Raw genomic sequence first — 20,069 nt, forward strand, 5'->3', positions numbered from 1 at the left:
TTCGGTGCGTAGTTGACTGATTTTTAGGATCTTTTTAGCTAGTGGGTTACTTAGTTGATCATTTTGACAAAGGGTGCCAGCGGTTCGGTGCCAAAACGTTTGGCCTGGTACAGTAAGATGTTAGCACAGGCATGGGCATCGTCAAGGGCGTTGTGGTGGTGGTGTAAGTCAATTTGCAATTCATCACAGATTGTATTGAGCTTATGGTCCTTGAAGTCGGGAAAAAGCTGGCGGCTGGTCTTCAAAGTATCTAGAGTTTGGTATACCGGTGGCTCGATCTCGTAATGGAGAAGTGTGGTTTTCAAAACGCTGTTATCAAAGGCGGCGTTGTGGGCGATCACAAGCTTGTCGGGGGTGAAGAATTCTTTTACATGATCCCAAACCTCGGGGAAGGTGGGGGCATCTAAGACGTCACGCTCGTGAATCCCGTGAACTTGGGTGTTGCGCCAAAAGAAGGGGGTCTGCGGGTTGATTAGAGTATAGAATTCATCTTGAATCTGGCTGTTACGGACGACGGTGAGGGCTAAGGAGCAGGCTGAAAAGCGCTTACTACTTGCTGTTTCGAAATCCATGGCAATGAAGTTCACTGAGGTGGCCTCCTTTTGAATTTTCCTTCATTTTAGAGGATCATTTCTAGATTAGCAAACGAACAAGAATCTTGGTGTGGTAAATGCTATAATTGGCAAAGTGATATAAAAAAGAGGAGATTTTAGAGATGGAAAACTTGCTAACAATCTTTCCAGACATTGAAATTAAAGAAAACGAACTCCTAGCTCATTACACCAACACCAAGACTGGGGGGCCGGCGGACTGGCTGGCCTTTCCAACCAGTGTTGAACAAGTTCAACAATTGGTTGATTACTGCCACCAAACTAGTCTTCCCCTGACAGTGATTGGGAACGCCTCTAATCTGATCGTTCGTGATGGCGGAATCGAAGGCCTGGTGATGATCTTAACGAAGATGCGGTTAATTAACGTTGATAATAATTTGGTAACGGCAGCGGCCGGTGCTTCTTACATTGAGGTCACCAAGGTGGCACGGGACTATTCTTTAACCGGATTGGAATTTGCGGCCGGAATCCCGGGATCTGTCGGGGGGGCCATCTTCATGAATGCTGGTGCTTACGGTGGTGAAACCAAGAATGTGGTTGATCACGTTACCGTTATGGAACGGGATGGACAAATCCATCAGCTAAACAACCAGGAAATGGACTTTGGTTACCGCCACTCGGCAGTTCAAGCAAGCGGAGCAATCGTTTTAGAAGCAACCTTTGCCTTAGAGGCAGGGGATCAAGCAACTATCACGGCTCAAATGGACGACTTAAACCAACGTCGGGCCGATAAGCAGCCGCTTGAGTTGCCATCTTGTGGCTCTGTTTTTAAGCGCCCGGCCGGCTATTTTGCCGGTAAGTTAATTCACGATGCGGGTTTACAGGGGTACACCTCTGGGGGTGCTCAGGTATCGACCAAGCATGCCGGGTTCATTGTTAACGTTGATAACGGGACGGCAACGGATTATCTTAACGTAATCCACCATGTTCAAGAAACAGTTCAAAAAAAGTTTGGTGTTCAATTAGAGACTGAGGTACGTATCATCGGCCGACAAGATTAACGGGGGTGGTTATGATGTCATATTTAGCGACACTGTTGACGTGGCGCAACTTCATTAACCTAATTGACATCCTGGTGATCTGGTTTTTAATTTACGAGTTGATGGTCCTTGTGCGGGGAACCCGGGCCGTACAGCTGTTTAAGGGGATTATCATCATCATCGTGGTAAAGCTGATCTCGTGGTACTTTGGTTTAACCACCGTTTCCTGGGTGATGGACCAGATTATCAACTGGGGGGTTATCGCCATGGTGGTGATTTTTCAACCGGAAATTCGGCGCGGGCTCGAACACCTGGGGCGTGGAACCCTGTTTACCCGGACCAAGACCGAAAATCAGGAAGAAGAAGCCCTCATTTTGCAATTAGACCAGGCGATTCAGTATATGTCTAAGCGTCGGATTGGGGCTTTAATCTCCATTGAGATGGACACTGGCCTTGAGGAATACATTGAAACTGGGATCCCGATGGACGCAGAAGTGACCGGGGCCCTTTTGATCAATACCTTTATCCCTAATACCCCACTTCACGATGGGGCCGTAATCATCAAGGGGGGACGAATTGCGGTGGCTGCAGCCTACCTTCCCCTGTCGGATTCTAAGCTAATTCCTAAAGAATTGGGGACCCGGCACCGGGCGGCCGTGGGAATTTCTGAGGTTACCGATGCCCTTACGATTGTCATTTCAGAAGAGACTGGGGGCGTTTCAATCACTAAGGATAACGAGTTGATTCGGGATATGACCCGGGAAAACTACCTTAAATTCTTGCGGGCACACCTGTATAAAAAGGAGAGCGCCGTTCAAAATAAACTTTGGGACCGGCTGTATAGTCTGGTTCGGAAGGGAGAGCGCTATGAAAAATAACGATAATGGCTTCTTTAGCCGGCCGTGGGTGATGCGGGTAACGTCGTTAATTCTGGCCCTGTTTATGTTTTTTTACGTTAACGGCTCCTTTTTGCGTCAGACAACACGTCAGGGGAACGAGTCAGCATTGATGTCTGATAAGTCACAAACCATTAAGGTTCCCTTACAGGTATCAATTGATAGCAAGCGCTACGTGGTGACAGGATACCCACAGTACGTTAAAATTAAGCTAACTGGTCCGTCAGCCTTGGTTACAACCACGGTCAACACCCAAAACTTTAAGGTCTATGCCGACCTCAGTAGCTTGGGAGTCGGCCAGCACCAGGTGAAGCTCAAGGTTTCAGGACTCAATTCGGAATTAACTTCCCACATCGATCCCGGAACGATCACCGTCAATATTCAGGCTAAAGAGACAATTACAGCACCAGTCAGTGTCCAGCTTAGTAGTAAGACCGTTACTGATGGTTTTGAGGTTGGTAGGGCTAAGCCGTCAATGGAAAATGTTCAAGTCTCCGGGGCTCGCAGCGAAGTGGCCAAGGTAGCTAAGGTGGTTGCCTTTGTTAATGTTCCGCATACGGCGACCTCGACTTTTGGTCGTCAGGTAACCTTGCAGGCTGTTGATAAGAATGGGCAGACTTTAAATGTGGTTGTGACGCCGGATACTTTAACAGTTACGGTTCCAATCACAAGCACGAAGTCGTCATCAAGCACAAGTAGCACGGCTTCTGACGGGTCAGTGAATGAGTCGAGCACAAATGGCCGGGATACCCAAACAAGTTCGGCGACAACTAGTGATCAGTCGTCAACCGGTTTTTCAACACAAGGGGGGAGTTCTGCTAGTCAATCAGCAGGTAATTCAACCAGTAAGTAAGAAATCTATAAATAGGTAAGAAACGAGGAAAAATCATGAAGTTAAAGTATTTTGGAACCGATGGGGTTCGTGGCGTTGCCAACAAGGATCTCAGTCCTGAACTAGCCTTTCGAGTTGGCCGGGCTGGTGGGTATGTTTTGACCTGCCACTCTGAACGCAAGCGCCCGCAGGTTCTGGTTTCCCGCGACACCCGGATTTCGGGTGAAATGCTAGAAAACGCCCTGGTGGCCGGTCTCTTATCCGTAGGGATTGAAGTCCTACGCTTAGGGGTGGTTACGACCCCTGGAGTGGCCTACTTGGTTCGGGCTCAGGAGGCAGATGCTGGGGTTATGATTACCGCCAGCCACAACCCGATCCAGTATAACGGGATTAAGTACTTCGGTGGGGATGGCTTCAAGCTGTCTGACAACTTAGAGTATGAGATTGAACGACTCTTAGATGCCGAAGAGGATACCCTTCCTCGGCCAAGCGATGATGGCCTAGGGACCGTTGAGGACTACCTGGAAGGGGCCCTGAAGTACACCTCCTTTTTGGAACAGACAATTTCGACCGACTTAGCAGGGCTTAAAGTCGTGATTGACGGTGCGAACGGAGCTACGTCCTCCTTCATTGCTAATCTCTTTGCCGACGTAAATGTTGATTTTATTCCGATTAATGTTTCACCAAATGGACTTAACACTAATCTTAATTGTGGCTCCACCCATCCAGCGGCCCTGCAAAAAGCAGTGGTGGAAAACGAAGCCGACCTGGGGATCGCTTTTGATGGTGACGGGGATCGGTGTATTGCCGTTGATAACGAGGGCAATATTATCGATGGTGATAAGATTATGTACATCTGCGGTAAGAGTATGGAAGCCAACGGACGACTTAAAAAAGATACCGTGGTTACCACGGTAATGTCCAATTTGGGGATGTATAAAGCCTTGGAAGGGCACGGTATGAAGAGTGTCAAGACCAAGGTTGGTGATCGGTACGTGGTTGAAGAAATGCTGAAAAATGGCTACAACCTTGGTGGTGAACAGTCGGGGCACATCATCTTCTTGGATCATAACACGACTGGGGACGGGATGTTAACGGCCCTGCAACTTCTACAAGTGGTCAAGACCAGCGGTAAGAGTCTAAAAGAACTAGCCGAAGATGTTACCACCTACCCACAGGAACTGATTAACATCACGGTTGAAGACAAGCAAGAAGCGATGAATAACCAGGAATTAAAGGATGAGATTACCAAGGTTGAAAACCAGATGGCCGGTGACGGGCGGGTACTGGTTCGACCGAGTGGAACCGAACCACTACTCCGGATCATGGCCGAAGCACCGACTAAGGAATTAGTTCATGCTTACGTGAGTCAGATTGCTGACGTTGCACGCCAGGTCCTGCCCGGGGCCAAATAAGAAAAAAAGGACTTTCCGGTTGGAAAGTCCTTTTTTGTAGGGCTAGTTACCTAATTGATAGACCAATCCAATTGCTCATGGTTGACAATAATCGCCGTTATTATTATGATACGTATTGTTAAGAATATATCTTTTTGTACGAATATATCTATACCAATTCAACAAATTAAAGGATGGAATTGCTACTATGTGTGGAATCGTTGGAATTACCGGCAGCGACCGGTCTGTTGAAATCTTATTGAACGGGCTTAAGAGCCTTGAATACCGGGGCTACGACTCCGCGGGGATTTATGTTAATGATCAAGCGGGACATGATCATCTTGTTAAGCGTCCGGGCCGGATCAGCAATCTTGAAGATGCCCTGACGTCAGACATTCAAGGGAAGGCAGGAATTGGGCACACCCGCTGGGCAACACACGGGGAGCCGAGTGAAGCCAATGCTCACCCGCAATATTCCACTGATGAACGTTTTTACTTGGTTCACAATGGGGTAATTGAAAATTACAAACAACTTAAGGAAGAATACCTAAGCGACGTCAACTTTAAGAGCCAAACCGATACCGAAGTAATTGTGCAACTGGTTGACCGTTTTGTAGTTAAATACGCGATGGACACCAAGACGGCCTTATTAAAGGTACTACGTTTAATCTCGGATGACTCGGCCTATGCCTTTGTTTTGATGGACAAACAGCAACCGGACACCCTCTTTGTAGCTAAAAACAAGAGCCCGCTTTTGGTTGGCCTTGCTAAGTGTTACAATATGGTCGGTTCTGATGCCTTTTCTATGATCAAAGAAACCAACCAGTTTATGGAAATTGATGACCACGAACTAGTGATTGTTAAGCCGGATGATGTGGCTATCGAAGACTTTGATGGTAATAAGAGAAAGCGCAATCCATTTACGGTTGACATAGACGCGAACGCCGCTGATAAGGGTGCCTACCCATTCTACATGTTAAAAGAAATCGATGAGCAACCGGCCGTAATGCGCCGTTTGATTTCCGAATACCTAGATGCCGATGGTCAACCAGTTGTTGAACAACAAATGTTAGCTGACATTGCCGACGCGGACCATATCTACATTATCGGGGCTGGGACCTCTTATCACGCTGGTTTAGCTGGGGCGCGGATGTTTGAAAAGTTCGCAAAGACGCCAACCACAGTTCATGTTTCTTCTGAATTTGCTTACGAACAACCGTTACTGTCCAAAAAGCCATTCTTTATTTTCCTGTCGCAAAGTGGTGAAACGGCTGATAGCCGGGAAGTTCTGGTTAACGTTAACAAGAACCACTGGCCAAGTTTGACGATTACCAACGTCGATAAGTCAACCCTGTCACGGGAAGCAACCTACACGATGTTACTCTTTGCCGGTCCGGAAATTGCCGTTGCCTCAACGAAGGCTTACACAGCTCAGATTGCCGTTGAAGCTGTTTTGGCTAAGGCTCTGGGGGAATACCTACAAGAAGAGGACGCCAAGGAATTTAACTTAAAGCATGAGCTAACCGCCGTTGCCAACGGAATGCAGGCCATCACTGACGGTAAGGATAAGATTGAAGAAATTGTGAGCCAATACCTAGCCAAGCCGCGCAACGCCTTTTACATTGGGCGGGGAATTGACTGGGCGGTTTCCTTGGAAGCGGCACTGAAGCTTAAGGAAATTTCCTACGTTCAAGCAGAGGGATTCGCCTCTGGAGAACTTAAGCACGGGACAATTGCCTTGATTGAAAAAGGAACGCCCGTCATTGGGATCATTACCCAGGACCGGACGGCCGGCTTAACCCGGAGTAACCTAGAAGAAACTCAGGCTCGGGGGGCAAGTATCCTGACAATTGTTTCTCGCCATTTAGCTAAGAAAGATGACACGATTATCTTACCGGACGTTAACCACTTCTTGACGCCGCTACTATCCGTAGTACCAGCACAATTATTAGCTTACTACACGAGTCTTGGAAAAGGGTTAGATGTTGATAAACCACGTAACCTAGCTAAGTCAGTTACGGTTCAATAATCTCATCAAAACATCTCTGCAAAGGCAGAGGTGTTTTTTGATTTTGGCTAAACTTATAAAAATTAGTGTGATTATGGATTTTTTATCTAAAAATATTGACAGCGCTTACAGAAACGCCTATTATTATGACATAAGGTATTAAATATTTACCTTCTAATCAATTCTCTTTCTCTCTTATGCCAATCACTACCTTCCTGGTAGTGATTTTCTTTTTTTTAACGTTTTTTTGCCGGGAACAGCGTAAAATAAGGGGGAGATAAATTAAAGGAGGTTGATTAATCAATGGCACAACGTCCAGGGACACTGGATCTAATTGAACAAATTACCCGACTTGACGGAACAAAATACTTTGAAGTTGGTAACATGGTCCACAACGGCCGGGCTGAACTAGCGGCCGAACGGGGCTATATTAAGGAGGTCCGGATCCTGAAGTTAAACATTCCGCACTCCCAAAACGTTATCAAGTACGAGAACTACGTCAACGAACACTTTTACTCACAAGAAGAAACGATGGATCACTGGGAGGAATGGGATAAAACACCAGCCATTGAGGAACTGGTGGCAACCATTCTACGTGAAAATCACGTTGGATAGGAGGGACCGAATGAAAAAGATCAGGCCAGCAAGTGCCGATCAGAGGAGTCGTTACGTTACGGGAATTGATGGGCTGCGGACATTGGCGGTAATGGGAGTTATTATTTACCACCTTTTCATTGCTCAGCTTCCGGGGGGCTTTTTGGGAGTGCCACTCTTCCTCTTGATTTCAGGCTACTTTGTTACTAATCAGTTGCAAAACGAGTGGGATCAGACCCAAACGATTGACCTTGTTCGACTGTATAAGCGACGCTTTTGGCGTCTTTATCCGCCATTGATTGGGATGCTGGTGACAACCGTGATTTACATTACCTTGTTTAGCCACCAGCTCCTTTACCAGCTGCGCCAGATCGTGGTCACTAACCTACTATGGGTTTATAATTGGTGGGAAATTGGTCACGGCCAGTCATACTTTGATCGCTTTAATGGCGAGTCACCCTTTACCCACCTGTGGACATTGGGGGTTGAGGCCCAGTTCTACTTAATTTGGCCCGCCCTTTTGTTCATCGCTTTCGTGGGTCTAGGCAGGCATCGTCGACTGATTAAATGGTTAACTTTACTTCTAGCAGTTGGTTCGGCCGTCTTGATGGCGGCCCTGTATAACCCAGCTAACTTAAACCGGGTTTATTACGGGACTGACACCCGGGCCTTCTCCCTTTTGTTGGGTGCCTGGTTAGCGATGGTCTGGCCAAGAAGGCGCCTGCGTAATAACTTAGCTCCAACTGAGAAGACAGTTTTAAATGGGGCAGGGGTGATTAGCTTCTTAATCTTACTAATTGGCTTTTGCACTCTGGACGGTCAGGCGAAGGGAACCTACTTTGGCGGGATGTTTGCTTACAGCTTGGTAGGTACAATTCTCTTAGCAACGATTGTTCACCCTGGTGCCTCAATGAACCGCTGGTTAACCAACCCGGTCTTTTCCTGGGTTGGCCGCCGTTCGTATGGGATCTACATCTATCAGTTTCCGATTATGGTTTTTTACGAAGCTAAGGTTCAAGTTGGGGCGCATCCCTTCATCAATGGGTTAATCGAGGTGGCGATGATCCTTTTAGCTGCCGAGCTCTCCTACCGGCTGGTAGAACAGCCGATGAAGACCTTCCGCTTCCGAAGTGTCCGTGAGACGCTCGAGACCCGCCCACGGAATCCTAGGAAATTGGCCCAATTGGGGATCGCTGGTCTAATGTTGGTAGCAGCCTTAATTGGTCTTTGCCTTCCAGAAAGGGCCCCGGCCAAGACCGGCCTACAGACCCACCTTGCTAAGGCTAATCAAACCACAGCAGCCCGTAACAAGTTAATTGCGTCGGGAAAGACGCCTAAGGTACAGGTGAATGCCAAGTCACTCAAGGCTAAGTATCAGTTATCTGAGAAGCAGCTTAAGGTCCTGAGTAGACTAAAGATGACGGTGATTGGTGACTCAGTGATGGTCGACGCGGCTCAAAATATTCAGGAGCTGGTTCCGGATGCCTATGTCGATGCCCAGGTTGGACGTCAGGGGAGCGCCGGGCCAGCGGTGATCAATAGCCTCAAGCAGCAAGGGCACCTGGCTAAAATTGTGGTCTTAAATCTGGGGACTAATGGTCCAATGACGACCCAAACAATTGATGAAATCTTGAATGCAATTGGTAAGGACCGCCAGATCTACTGGATTAATACTCATTTGCCAACTAAGAGCTGGGAAAAAACGGTTAATAAGCAGCTTAGGAAACTAGCTAAGCACAATGCCAATGTCCACCTGGTGGATTGGAATCGACAGTCCAAGGGTCACGACAGTTGGTTTGCGAATGATCAGGTTCACATGGACCAAGAAGGTAACGTACAGTTTACTCGGCTTCTAGTAACCACGATCCTGAAGAACCATTAATAATATAGGTAGAAAGAAGATTTGATTAGCATGAAAAAGATCATTGCGCTCGACTTGGACAATACCCTTTTGAACAATCAAAAGGAGATTAGTCCGGCAAATATCAGGGTATTACGTAAACTTCACGAACAGGGGGTTAAGGTGGTGTTATGTACCGGCCGTCCGATTAATGCAATCTGGCACCTTATTGAGCAGCTGGGGCTAACTGAGCCGGATGACTTTACGATTACCTTTAATGGGGGACTAGTGATTAATAACCGGTCCCGTCAGCTCCTCTTTTCAAACGGATTGAGCAAAGGCGACTTGATCCCAGTCCACGATTTTATGGCGGCTCGTAAATTACCGATGGACATCCTGGACTTTGAGCAAATCTATGAAATTGACCCGGCCCACCGATCTTTGTACCGGCAAACGATCAAAAATATCCGTTTTGAGGCTACAACCTTTGCTGACCTGCGGGGTGGTGATTACGTGTATGCTAAGAACGTACTGGCGATTCCAAAGGAGGAAATGCCGGCCATTAAGGAGGAGGTTCTTGCCACCAAGGAAATCACCGCCCGGGTACAGGTGGTTCAGTCCCAGCCCCACATTCTGGAATTTCTACCCCAGGGAAGTGACAAGGCGGTTGGCCTTGAACACTTACTGAGCCACTTCGGGCTGAACTTTTCTGATTTAATGGCCTTCGGAGATGCTGACAACGATGCTGGGATGCTCAAGGCTGCCGGTGATGGGGTGGTGATGGCTAACGGCTTACCAGCTGTCAAGGCAATTGCTGACCACGAAACACTTTCTAATGAAAACGATGGGGTTGCACGTTACTTAACCAAGACGTTTGCAACAATACTGTAATATTACTCTAAATTTGAAGGCAAATTGATTCGAAAATAAGATTTCATGATCTTTTTTCGAATTAATTTGCTTTTTTTGTGCTGATTTAAATGATCCGAAGAATAAAATTAGGCGAACTTGAAAACCCAATCCGTTGGTGGTTGACTAAATGTCATTTTTCCATGAGGGTGTTTTTATTACAAAAAATTACATTTTAAACGATGATCCAGAGCGAATCGCAACTCGATTGAAACCTGTTAGTAATATTCTGCCTGTATCATAAGGAACGTAAATTTGAGAGCACGCGTAAACGAAAAATAAAGGATGGTTAAATACTTTATGTTAAAGAAGAACTTATTGAAGATTTCTGCAACCCTTGGTGTGGCCGCATTAGGGGTAGCCGCTACCGCTAGTGTTGCGAATGCCGACACGGTGTACACTGTTCAATCAGGTGACACTCTGTCTGGTATCTCCCAAAAGTTCGCTAACAACACTAACCTAGTTGATTCCTTAGCAAAGAATAACAACATTCAAAACATTAACTTAATCTACGTTGGCCAACAACTCCTAATCAAGGATGATGGTGAAATTACTCAAGCTACGCCACAACAAGCTCAGACCCTGCCATCAGCTAACACTAACGCATCAGCTAACACGGATTCTTCCGCTAGCTCCCAGGCAACTACTACTACTTCTGGTTCTGATGCCGATGCCAAGGCATGGATCGCTAATCGTGAATCTAGTGGTTCCTACACCGCTCAAAACGGTAATTACTACGGTAAGTACCAACTTTCCCGTAGCTACTTAGGCGGTGACCTGTCTGCTGCTAACCAAGAACGTGTTGCTGACCAATACGTTGCATCCCGTTACGGTTCCTGGAGTGCAGCCAAGTCCTTCTGGCTTGCTAATGGCTGGTACTAATATTAAGATAATTAGATAATCAATCTAAAAAAACGCCCCGGTAGAAAAACCTACCGGGGCGTTTTTTAGGGTACAGAGACCCCTTTTATCCAGTACATTCGATTAGTAGGAAATGTAGAAGCTGTTATGATTAGTTCTAGAGGCGACTAGGATCCGCACTCCAAAGTATGACAGCTTATGATGGCTTCCCTTGAATAATACAAAAGGCACTTGAGTCATGACTCAAGTGCCTTTTTATTAAACGGTGCTGGTGGAGGCAATGATGGTCATGTGGCCAGTCAGCGTCCATTCCTGAACGTCAGCAGGTAACAAGAGGTGGGTACCTTTTTTAAGGGGATAGTCGGTCCCGTCAACTGTCAGGGTGCCCTCCCCATCAATTACGGAAACGAGAGTGTAAGGGCGCTGAGCGGTTAAGGATAATTGACCATTGATATCCCACTTATAGACGGAGAAATAAGGAGACGTTGGTGGGGCCACCAGGGTGGTTATTGAAGACGTACCCCGCTGCTCAATACTTGGCGTAAGGTGTGGTTCTTCAAAGGGGACGGTGGTTACGTCTTCTGACTGCTGAAGGTGAAGCGCCCGTTTTTGACCTGTCGTGGCGTCAACCCGATCGTAGTCGTAAAGACGGTACGTAGTATCAGAGCTTTGCTGGGTTTCCAAGACGACGATTCCCTTGTTTAAGGCGTGGATGGTACCACTAGGGACGTAGACGAAGTCGCCAGTCTTAACGGGACGCTTCAAGAAGAGTTGGTCCCACTTGGCCCCATCAATCATTTCCTTTAGCTGAGCCTTAGTCTTGGCAGTGTGACCATACGTTAGGTAAGCACCTGGTTCGGCGTGGATAACATACCAGCATTCGGTTTTACCAAGTTCGTGCTCGTGTTCCTCAGCGTACTCGTCGTCGGGGTGTACTTGCACGGATAGGCTGGCTTCAGCATCTAAAATCTTGGTCAGGAGGGGAAAGACCGGAGATTTACTGTTACCAAAGAGCTCAGGATGTTCACGGTAGACGTCGGGGAGGAGCTGGCCCTTAAAGCGGCCGTTTTCAATCCGGCTGGGACCGTGGGGATGGCCGGAGATAGCCCAACACTCGCCGATTTTACCATCTGGTAGTTGGTAGCCAAAGTCGCTAGCTAAGCGTCGGCCACCCCAGATTTTTTCGTGAAAGACGGGAGTTAAGAAAAATGGTTCTGACATTAGATCACCTCATTCAATTTCAGAAAACGGTATCATTCGTTTTCAAGGATAAGCGGTCTGAACCAATCTGTCAACCGGTGGGGGGCAAAACAGGGTGACAAAGTTAATCGTTAGAACAAGTATTTTGCAACTCTGAATGGAAAAAATAGTGCCCCCTGCGTTGAAGTAGGGGGCAGTAAAAAGTTGATTAATACTGGTTATCAGCGATTTTATCGAGGGTATCAAGGGACGGGATGAAGAAGACCTGACCGCTAACCGGTGTCGAATAATCGAGTATGAGATCATTTTTAGTAAACATGTTGGTCAGCATGGCCTTGGTAACATTCCAATAACGGGCGTAGCCAATGAAGTAGGTCCCAGTGATGTTTTGGCCGGGGTCAGAGAAAGGAACGTTCATTCGGACGATTTTATGCTCGATTCCGTTCCGATTATCCTGAGCGGCGACGTTGTGGGCACGTTGATTTTTCTCTTCATCATCTTGTTCTAAGTCGGTGAATTTTTTGCGCCCAATCACCTGTTCTTGTTGTTCGGCCGATAGGTCCTTCCAATTGTCCATTTGGTGAAGGTACTTTTGGGCAAAGGCATAGGAACCGTTTTCGAATTCGGGGTCTTCGTCATGGATGATCCCCCATTCAATAGCGTCGTCATCGATCGGGTTTTCGGTTCCGTCGACAAAACCGATAATTGCCCGTCCTTCGAAGTAGCGGAAACCGTGAGTTTCGTCAACGGTGGTTGTGACTGGCCGCAGAAAGGTCATCACCTCATCAACTACTTCATAGGTGACGGATTGGTCGTCGGCGCGCACGTGGAGGAAGAGGTCAGCTGGTGTACCAGGGGCATCATACTTATCCCCCTTGATACCAGTAAAGTCCTCTAATTCGTTGGGTTTAGGTGCACTAGGAAACAGGTAGTCCCACGCTAAACTGGATATGCCAAAGGCAATCCGGAGGTGGCTGTCTGGGTAGCGAACGTTTAAGGAACGCTTAATGGCTTGCAGGCGATCGGCGGTTTCTTCAACGGCCTCTTTTTCGGTAGCTTGTTCCTTGTGGAGCAAGGAAAGCATCAAAAAAGTGACGTTCTTACCGGCATCAATATAGACATCTTGGGAACGTAATGGGTTGACTGACATAAAAAACCTCCTTATAGGTGGATAAGCTACTTTATTAACTAGTTTAGCATAATTGTAAAGAAAGGGTTAGTAATGTTTTAAAATCAAATGGTAATCGGCGATATACAGGCTTTTTTTCACTCCAAGGCTTAGGAAGTTATTTTTTGTAAGAAATCAAAATTTAAATTTTTTTAACGATGATTATCAGAATAGGTCTAGATGATCAATCATTATTGAACCGGTTTACAGTAGTGACTTAAGGATACATAAGGATCAATTATACAAAATTGGTTTATATAAAACGGCTGTGTTAACGATGACTTTTTTCTTGCATAAACAACACAAAGACTACATGATGTGATAAAATGAACAATGTTTAGTAAACGCTTACAGAATTTATGAGGGAAGCAACCGGGATTGAACGCGTAGTTGCTAGGTTAAATTACTATCTGGAAGGAGAGAATACCGACTCATAAATTTGTATCACCCGGTTTATTCAGGTATTAGGTTGTATAGATGTTTAGTATTATCTTGATCAGCCACGGTCAGATGTCTAAGGGGGTCCTTCACTCCAGTGAAATGATCTTCGGTAAGCAAGAAGATGTTGTGGCGGTCTCATTGAATCCAGATGAGGGGCCTGATGACTTCCGTAAAAAACTAGAAGAAGCCATCACCAGTCTGGGTAATGCTGAAAAGATCCTTTTTTTGGCCGACCTTTGGGGAGGAACACCGTTCAACCAAACAAGTAATTTGATCAATGAACGAGAAAAGGGTGACGATTGGGTGATCATTGCAGGGATGAACCTACCAATGGTTATTGAAGCCTACTCCGCCCGTTTCAGCGGTAAGGATCCTAAAGACGTGGTTGTTAGTATCCTCAGTGAGGGTAAGAAGGGGGCTAAGATCTTCCCGGAAGAACTCAATCCAAAGAAAGCCTCGAAGAAAGCAGCTACGCCGGCTAACACCGGTGCAGCGGGTTTACCAACTAGCGGCCAAATTCAATATGTCTTGGCCCGGATTGATACCCGTCTTTTGCACGGACAAGTTGCAACTGGGTGGACGAAGGCAACCAATCCTGATCGGATTATTGTTGTTTCTGACCGGGTTGCCCAAGACAAGTTACGTAAAAATATGATCACTCAGGCTGCTCCGTCAGGCGTTCCAGCCAACACGGTTCCAATCAAGAAGATGGCTGAAGTTGCCAAGGACGTTCGATTTGGTAAAACCAAGGCAATGCTCTTGTTTGAAACACCAGAAGATGCCTTAGAAGCGATTGAAGACGGCGTTGAAATCAAGGAATTAAACGTTGGCTCAATGGCTTATAGCGATGGGAAGGTGAACGTTAACCAAGTTCTAGCCATGGATCAAAAAGACGTTGATACCTTTAAAAAGCTTGAAAAACTTGGGGTTAAGTTTGATGTCCGGAAGGTACCGTCAAGCTCACCGGAAAAGATGGATAACCTACTTAAGAAGGCAGAATCGTTACTCAATAACTAAGATTTGAGGAGAAAAACAAAATGATTGCAGGGATTTTTGTCATCATAATTGCGTTTATTGCGGGGATGGGAGGCGTTTTGGATGAATTCCAATGCCACCAACCCCTGGTTGCTTGTACCCTGATTGGGTTAGTAACTGGTCACTTAGTACCATGTATCATTCTCGGGGGATCACTTCAAATGATCGCCTTAGGGTGGGCTAATATTGGGGCCGCGGTTGCTCCGGATATTGCGTTGGCCTCCGTTGCCTCAGCCATTATTTTCGTTCAAGGTGGGGGGCAAAGTAAGGATGTCGGAACGGCAATTGCGATTGCCATTCCACTGGCCGTTGCTGGTTTGTTCTTAACGATGATTGTTCGGACGATCTCCGTCGCCATCTCTCATATTATGGACCGCGAAGCTGCAAAGGGGAGCATCCGTGGGGTTAACACTTGGCAATTAATCGCCCTTTCCTTACAGGGGCTGCGGATTGCCATTCCGGCCCTGGCCCTTCTTTCGATTCCGTCCACGTTGGTTCGAGAATTCTTATCCTCTATGCCATCCTGGCTGACTGATGGGATGACCATCGGTGGTGGAATGGTTGTAGCCGTTGGTTACGCCATGGTTATCAACATGATCGCCACTCGTGAGGTTTGGCCATTCTTTATCATTGGCTTTGTTCTCGCTGCCGTTTCTCAGCTGACGTTGATTGCCATTGGGGCCTTAGGGCTTGCCTTGACCCTGCTTTACTTACAATTGGAAGGTCATGGCGGCTCCGGAAACGGGGGTAGCAATGGTGGTCAATCCGCTGGCGACCCACTGGGCGACATCTTGGATGATTACTAAACTGAAATTAATCAAGAGGTATCGAAATTATGACTGAAGAAAAAATTAAGTTAAGCAAGCGGGAACGTTTTAACGCCTGCATGCGTTCAACTTTCTTACAGGGTTCATGGAACTACGAGCGGATGCAAAACGGTGGGTATGCTTATGCAATGTCACCGGCAATTAAGAAGTTGTACAAGACTAAAGAAGACCGGGCCGCTGCCCTAAAGCGGCACCTGGAATTCTTTAACACTCACCCGTACTTGGCTTCCCCCATTATTGGGGTGACGCTGGCCCTTGAAGAAGAAAAGGCCAACGGTGCTGAAATCGATGATCAAGCAATCACTGGGGTGAAGGTCGGGATGATGGGGCCACTCGCCGGGGTCGGTGACCCAGTCTTCTGGTTTACGGCCCGGCCAATTATTGCCGGGTTAGGGGCTTCCTTGGCGCTCTCTGGGAACCTAATGGGACCAATCCTCTTCTTTGTAATTTGGAATGTCCTACGGATTGCCTTCATGTGGTACACCCAGGAATATGGCTATAAGTTAGGGACGCGGATCACTGATGACGCTTCTGGTGGGTTGCTTCAAACCGTTACCCGTGGGGCCTCAATGATGGGGATGTTTATCCTGGGGACTTTGATCGAACGCTGGGTTTCCATCAAGTTTACGCCCGTTGTTTCCAAGACACCGCTTCAAAAGGGTGCCTATATCGAATGGGATAAGTTACCAAATAACGTTCATGCAATCCAAAAGGTCCTGCAAGAATGGGATATGGGGAATGGCCTTTCCTTGACCAGTACCAAGGTCACGACCTTGCAAGACAACCTTGACCAGTTAATTCCTGGTTTAGCGGCCCTTCTGCTCACGCTTCTTTGTATGTGGTTGTTGAAGAAGAACGTTTCGCCAATCATTATCATCTTGGGTCTCTTCATCGTCGGGATCCTTGGTCACGTTGTGGGGCTCTTATAATTGTTGAATGAACAACCCCGCTTAGTGATGCAAGCGACGTCCTTTCTTTACCAGAATTCCTATGGGAGCATCGTGGTCGGCGATGGTGGCTTTGAGTACTACGACAGTAAGGACCGGCGGAAATTCATTGAAATTCCGTGGGCTGAAGTTAACTACGTGATGGTATCGGTCTTTTTGAAGGGACGCTGGATTCCCCGAATTCAAGTTGTTACCAAAAAGAACGGTGGCTATATTTTTGCAGCTAAGGAGCCAAAAAAGCTCTTGAAAGTGATGCAAGAATACATCCCCAAAGAAAACTTCGTGAAGCCAAGGCCGATGTTCAAGCGGATTCAAAACTGGTTTAGACATCGCTAATTGAAATAGAAAGTAACAAGAACACCTCCAATTGATGATTACTTAGAAAGGCTTCCTTAAAGGGATCCGGTTAGCCGGACCCCTTTGCTAATTTCATTGGGGCGACAAGTCCTAAAAATAGTTGGGTTTATGTCTTTACCGTTAAAAGTGACGTCTCACCATTTAAAAAGTGGATTTTCCCTGCCTTGGATATTATGACAAGGTACGCGGGTACGGAACCATTTTAAAGAACGACGGATAGTTATAACTTAGCGATGGATGAAGTACTTCCTCGGAGAGCAAGGTTTACCGAATTGAGTGGACCAAGTTATCAGCGGAGAAGTTATTTCGGTTACTAAGGTCCGGTAAGCCCTTCAGGATTAACTCGGGAATTGGTATCAGAATTGACTATCGCTTTGTTACTACTAATCCTCGGGAGTTGTAAGCAAGAGTGTAAGAGAAGAAAGGATGAACAACAAAGATGGAAATTAAGCAAACGGCGCTGGCGGGAACGCTAGAATCGTCTGATGTTCAAATTACGTTAAGTAAAGGTCAGGGAATCAACATTGACCTTAACTCATCAGTAGAGGAGCTTTACGGGAAGCAAATTAAAAAGGTGATTACCGATACGTTAGCCAAGTATGAGATCACGGATGCCAATGTTAAGGTGGTTGATAAGGGAGCCTTAGACTGTGTGATCAAGGCTCGGATGATGGCGGTAATCCAACGGGCCCTTGGGACGGCGGATCAACCAAACTGGGAGGTGCTTTAAAAATGGAAGAACGATTACGCCGGACAATGATGTTCGTTCCCGGAAATAACGCTGGGATGGTTAAGGACGCCGGAATCTATGGGGCTGATTCAATTATGTTTGACCTGGAAGATTCCGTCTCGATGGCTGAAAAAGATGCGGCTCGGATGCTTGTCTATCAAGCTCTACAAACCCAAGACTATGGCGATGCTGAATTAGTAGTTCGGGTAAACGGGTTGGATACAAAGTATTTCCGTAACGATGTCTTTGCCATGGTTAAGGCGGGGATTGAAGTAATCCGCTTGCCAAAGGTTGAATCTGCCCAAATGATGCTGGATCTCGTTAAAGTGGTTGAAGAGGCTGAAAAGGAATTTGGCCGGGAAGTTGGGAGTACCCACGTGATGGCTGCAATTGAAAGTGCACGAGGGGTCCTGAAGTCCTTAGAAATTGCCGAGAGTACTGACCGGATGATTGGGTTGGCCCTTTCTGCGGAAGACTACACTACCGACATGAAGACCCACCGCTACCCAGACGGAGCCGAATTAGACTTTGCCCGTAAGATGATTCTTCATGCTGCCCGGGCTGCTGGAATTGCTGCCTTTGACACCGTCTTCACCAACATGAATGATGTTGAGGGCTTCAAGCGAGAAACGGAATACATTCACCAACTTGGATACGACGGGAAGTCCCTGGTTAACCCACGGCAAATTGACTGGGTAAATGAGGTCTACAAACCGACCAAGAAGGAAATTGAAAATGCCTTGGACGTTGAAGCGGCAATTGAAGAAGCTCACCAAAAGGGTTCCGGGGTTATTTCAATGAATGGTCAAATGGTTGACCGTCCAGTTGTCCTACGGGCGCAACGGGTCATTCGCTTGGCGAAGGCGGCAAACTTGATTAATGAGGAAGGTGAATACATTGAAGAATAGTGTTGGTCGTGAAATTTCTGATGAAATCCTTGAACAAACGGGTTACAAACCGTTTGAAACCACGAAGATTGGCCACCCGGAAGTAACTTACACGGATCATAAGGTACGGGTTACCAAGGGTGATGATAAGTTAGTAGATTCCCTAGAAAAGGTCATCAAGGATAACCTTAAGGATGGGATGACGATTTCATTTCACCACCACTTCCGTAACGGGGACTTTGTCTTTAACATGGTGATGGACAAGATCATCAAGATGGGTTACAAGGACTTGACCTTAGCACCATCTTCATTAACCGGAATCATGAACGATAAGGTGATTGAAGGAATTAAGGCTGGGACAATCACTAACATTACTTCGTCGGGGATGCGTGGTGAACTGGGAGAGGCAATTTCCCATGGCCTGCTGAAGAATCCCGTTATTTTCCGCTCCCATGGGAACCGTGCCCGGTCAATTGAAAATGGGAACATCAAGATTGACGTGGCCTTCCTGGGGGTTCCTAATTCCGACCGGATGGGGAACGCCAATGGGATGGAAGGCGAATCTGCTTTTGGTTCCCTTGGGTATGCCTTAGTGGATGCTAAGTACGCTAATAAGGTGGTCCTAGTAACGGATACCATTGTTGATTATCCGAACACGCCAGCTTCCATTAACCAAACCCAAGTTGATTACGTGGTTAAGGTTGATAAGGTTGGGGACCCTGACCGGATTGGCGGTGGAGCGACCCGGTTCACTAAGGACCCGAAGGAATTGAAGATTGCCAAGACGGTTAGCGATGTAATCGTCAGCTCACCATACTTCAAGCAAGATTTCTCCTTCCAAACGGGGACGGGGGGCGCATCCCTTGCCGTAACCCGCTTCCTACGCCAGGCAATGCTTGATCAAGGGATCACTGCTTCCTTCACCTGTGGGGGGACTACTTCACCGATTGTCGAACTGCTTGAAGAGGGCCTGGTTAAGAAGGTTATGGACGTTCAAGACTTCGATAAGGGGGCAGCTTCAAGCATGAAGAGCAACCCTGGTCAAGCTGAAATTGATGGTTCCTGGTATGCCGACCCAGATAACAAGGGAGCAATGGTTGACCAATTAGACGTTGCCATCCTTTCCGCCTTGGAGCTTGATACCGACTTTAACGTTAACGTCTTGACCGGTTCCAATGGTGAAATTCGCGGGGCCGTTGGTGGCCACCAGGATGCCGGAACGGCGAAAATGACCATTATTTCGACACCATTAACCCGGGGACGGATCGCAACGATTGTGCCAAAGGTTAATTCTGTCACCACTCCTGGTTCTTCAATTGATGTTGTGGTAACTGAAGTGGGGGTTGCCGTCAACCCAGCCCGTCAGGACTTGATTGAATGCTTTAAGAAGCACCCATCAATTAACTTGATGACGATTGAAGAATTACAGGAACGGGCTGAAAAGATCGTTGGTAAGCCCGAAAAAATTGAATACACTGACCGGACCGTTGCCCTGGTGGAATACCGGGACGGGACGTTGATCGATGAAATTAAGCAAGTAAAAGACTAATCA

The 20,069-nt window shown here is 46.9% G+C and carries 19 protein-coding genes; 16 read left to right on the plus strand and 3 right to left on the minus strand.

Going from position 1 to position 20,069, the window contains the following annotated elements; all coding sequences use genetic code 11:
- Nucleotides 1–50: 50 nt before the first annotated feature.
- Entirely contained in the window at nt 51–587 is a 537-nt protein-coding gene (locus AOQ57_RS02275) for a 3'-5' exonuclease (RefSeq protein ID WP_093624817.1), read from the minus strand.
- Nucleotides 588–715: 128 nt separating this feature from the next.
- Here AOQ57_RS02275 and murB point away from each other — a divergent pair, with 128 nt between their 5' ends.
- From murB to apf, 9 genes are all read left to right on the plus strand, one after another.
- On the plus strand, nt 716–1,612 hold the full coding sequence (gene murB / locus AOQ57_RS02280) for a UDP-N-acetylmuramate dehydrogenase (RefSeq protein ID WP_093624819.1): 897 nt from the start codon (nt 716–718) through the stop codon (nt 1,610–1,612).
- A 14-nt stretch (nt 1,613–1,626) separates the two neighbouring features.
- Nucleotides 1,627–2,469 carry a diadenylate cyclase CdaA gene (cdaA, locus tag AOQ57_RS02285; protein ID WP_093624821.1) on the plus strand — a complete coding sequence of 281 codons (843 nt, stop codon included), beginning with the start codon at nt 1,627–1,629 and terminating at the stop codon, nt 2,467–2,469.
- The gene (locus AOQ57_RS02290) at nt 2,459–3,340 is read left to right on the plus strand and encodes a CdaR family protein (RefSeq protein WP_093624823.1); all 882 of its coding nucleotides are present in this window, start codon (nt 2,459–2,461) and stop codon (nt 3,338–3,340) included. Before cdaA ends, AOQ57_RS02290 begins: the two co-directional genes overlap by 11 nt.
- A gap of 35 nt (nt 3,341–3,375) precedes the next feature.
- Nucleotides 3,376–4,734 (plus strand): phosphoglucosamine mutase, encoded by a 1,359-nt coding sequence (glmM, locus tag AOQ57_RS02295; protein ID WP_093624825.1) that lies wholly within the window; start codon nt 3,376–3,378, stop codon nt 4,732–4,734.
- Nucleotides 4,735–4,921: 187 nt separating this feature from the next.
- Nucleotides 4,922–6,742 carry a glutamine--fructose-6-phosphate transaminase (isomerizing) gene (gene glmS, locus AOQ57_RS02300; RefSeq protein ID WP_093624827.1) on the plus strand — a complete coding sequence of 607 codons (1,821 nt, stop codon included), beginning with the start codon at nt 4,922–4,924 and terminating at the stop codon, nt 6,740–6,742.
- Nucleotides 6,743–7,024: 282 nt separating this feature from the next.
- Nucleotides 7,025–7,336, plus strand: a complete 312-nt coding sequence (locus AOQ57_RS02305) for a hypothetical protein (protein ID WP_093624829.1) — start codon at nt 7,025–7,027, stop codon at nt 7,334–7,336.
- 10 nt (nt 7,337–7,346) lie between these two features.
- Nucleotides 7,347–9,197, plus strand: a complete 1,851-nt coding sequence (locus tag AOQ57_RS02310; RefSeq protein ID WP_093624831.1) for an acyltransferase family protein — start codon at nt 7,347–7,349, stop codon at nt 9,195–9,197.
- A 30-nt stretch (nt 9,198–9,227) separates the two neighbouring features.
- Complete coding sequence (locus tag AOQ57_RS02315) at nt 9,228–10,046, plus strand: Cof-type HAD-IIB family hydrolase (RefSeq protein WP_167336624.1); 819 nt, start codon at nt 9,228–9,230, stop codon at nt 10,044–10,046.
- Nucleotides 10,047–10,364: 318 nt separating this feature from the next.
- On the plus strand, nt 10,365–10,946 hold the full coding sequence (gene apf / locus AOQ57_RS02320) for an aggregation-promoting factor (protein WP_235788994.1): 582 nt from the start codon (nt 10,365–10,367) through the stop codon (nt 10,944–10,946).
- Between the two features lie 237 nt (nt 10,947–11,183).
- Here the strand turns inward: apf and manA are convergent, their stop codons facing one another.
- Complete coding sequence (gene manA, locus AOQ57_RS02325; RefSeq protein ID WP_093624837.1) at nt 11,184–12,146, minus strand: mannose-6-phosphate isomerase, class I; 963 nt, start codon at nt 12,144–12,146, stop codon at nt 11,184–11,186.
- Nucleotides 12,147–12,333: 187 nt separating this feature from the next.
- Nucleotides 12,334–13,275: a Dyp-type peroxidase gene (locus AOQ57_RS02330; RefSeq protein ID WP_093624840.1), complete on the minus strand. Its 942-nt coding sequence runs from the start codon at nt 13,273–13,275 to the stop codon at nt 12,334–12,336.
- Nucleotides 13,276–13,770: 495 nt separating this feature from the next.
- On the opposite strand from AOQ57_RS02330, the gene AOQ57_RS02335 reads away from it, so the two are divergent.
- The 7 genes from AOQ57_RS02335 (at nt 13,771) to citF (ending at nt 20,066) form a co-directional block, all read left to right on the plus strand.
- Nucleotides 13,771–14,751, plus strand: a complete 981-nt coding sequence (locus AOQ57_RS02335) for a PTS sugar transporter subunit IIB (protein WP_093624842.1) — start codon at nt 13,771–13,773, stop codon at nt 14,749–14,751.
- 20 nt (nt 14,752–14,771) lie between these two features.
- A complete protein-coding gene (locus AOQ57_RS02340) occupies nt 14,772–15,575 on the plus strand; it encodes a PTS mannose/fructose/sorbose transporter subunit IIC (RefSeq protein WP_093624844.1) in 804 nt (267 codons plus the stop codon).
- Between the two features lie 29 nt (nt 15,576–15,604).
- On the plus strand, nt 15,605–16,525 hold the full coding sequence (locus AOQ57_RS02345; protein ID WP_093624846.1) for a PTS system mannose/fructose/sorbose family transporter subunit IID: 921 nt from the start codon (nt 15,605–15,607) through the stop codon (nt 16,523–16,525).
- Nucleotides 16,526–16,879 carry a DUF956 family protein gene (locus AOQ57_RS02350; protein WP_093624848.1) on the plus strand — a complete coding sequence of 118 codons (354 nt, stop codon included), beginning with the start codon at nt 16,526–16,528 and terminating at the stop codon, nt 16,877–16,879.
- A 460-nt stretch (nt 16,880–17,339) separates the two neighbouring features.
- A complete protein-coding gene (gene citD, locus AOQ57_RS02355; RefSeq protein ID WP_093624850.1) occupies nt 17,340–17,630 on the plus strand; it encodes a citrate lyase acyl carrier protein in 291 nt (96 codons plus the stop codon).
- 2 nt (nt 17,631–17,632) lie between these two features.
- Nucleotides 17,633–18,538 carry a citrate (pro-3S)-lyase subunit beta gene (citE, locus tag AOQ57_RS02360; RefSeq protein WP_093624852.1) on the plus strand — a complete coding sequence of 302 codons (906 nt, stop codon included), beginning with the start codon at nt 17,633–17,635 and terminating at the stop codon, nt 18,536–18,538.
- Nucleotides 18,528–20,066, plus strand: a complete 1,539-nt coding sequence (gene citF / locus AOQ57_RS02365) for a citrate lyase subunit alpha (protein ID WP_093624854.1) — start codon at nt 18,528–18,530, stop codon at nt 20,064–20,066. Before citE ends, citF begins: the two co-directional genes overlap by 11 nt.
- Nucleotides 20,067–20,069 lie beyond the last annotated feature (3 nt).

It is taken from the genome of Limosilactobacillus gorillae, from assembly GCF_001293735.1.
Taxonomy (GTDB): domain Bacteria; phylum Bacillota; class Bacilli; order Lactobacillales; family Lactobacillaceae; genus Limosilactobacillus; species Limosilactobacillus gorillae.

Bases quoted from the DNA above. Each gene is read 5' to 3' on its own strand.
- murB (WP_093624819.1), top strand. From the start codon at position 716: ATGGAAAACTTGCTAACAATCTTTCCAGACATTGAAATTAAAGAAAAC.
- cdaA (WP_093624821.1), top strand. From the start codon at position 1,627: ATGTCATATTTAGCGACACTGTTGACGTGGCGCAACTTCATTAACCTA.
- AOQ57_RS02290 (WP_093624823.1), top strand. From the start codon at position 2,459: ATGAAAAATAACGATAATGGCTTCTTTAGCCGGCCGTGGGTGATGCGG.
- glmM (WP_093624825.1), top strand. From the start codon at position 3,376: ATGAAGTTAAAGTATTTTGGAACCGATGGGGTTCGTGGCGTTGCCAAC.
- glmS (WP_093624827.1), top strand. From the start codon at position 4,922: ATGTGTGGAATCGTTGGAATTACCGGCAGCGACCGGTCTGTTGAAATC.
- AOQ57_RS02305 (WP_093624829.1), top strand. From the start codon at position 7,025: ATGGCACAACGTCCAGGGACACTGGATCTAATTGAACAAATTACCCGA.
- AOQ57_RS02310 (WP_093624831.1), top strand. From the start codon at position 7,347: ATGAAAAAGATCAGGCCAGCAAGTGCCGATCAGAGGAGTCGTTACGTT.
- AOQ57_RS02315 (WP_167336624.1), top strand. From the start codon at position 9,228: ATGAAAAAGATCATTGCGCTCGACTTGGACAATACCCTTTTGAACAAT.
- apf (WP_235788994.1), top strand. From the start codon at position 10,365: ATGTTAAAGAAGAACTTATTGAAGATTTCTGCAACCCTTGGTGTGGCC.
- manA (WP_093624837.1), bottom strand. From the start codon at position 12,146: ATGTCAGAACCATTTTTCTTAACTCCCGTCTTTCACGAAAAAATCTGG.
- AOQ57_RS02330 (WP_093624840.1), bottom strand. From the start codon at position 13,275: ATGTCAGTCAACCCATTACGTTCCCAAGATGTCTATATTGATGCCGGT.
- AOQ57_RS02335 (WP_093624842.1), top strand. From the start codon at position 13,771: ATGTTTAGTATTATCTTGATCAGCCACGGTCAGATGTCTAAGGGGGTC.
- AOQ57_RS02340 (WP_093624844.1), top strand. From the start codon at position 14,772: ATGATTGCAGGGATTTTTGTCATCATAATTGCGTTTATTGCGGGGATG.
- AOQ57_RS02345 (WP_093624846.1), top strand. From the start codon at position 15,605: ATGACTGAAGAAAAAATTAAGTTAAGCAAGCGGGAACGTTTTAACGCC.
- citD (WP_093624850.1), top strand. From the start codon at position 17,340: ATGGAAATTAAGCAAACGGCGCTGGCGGGAACGCTAGAATCGTCTGAT.
- citE (WP_093624852.1), top strand. From the start codon at position 17,633: ATGGAAGAACGATTACGCCGGACAATGATGTTCGTTCCCGGAAATAAC.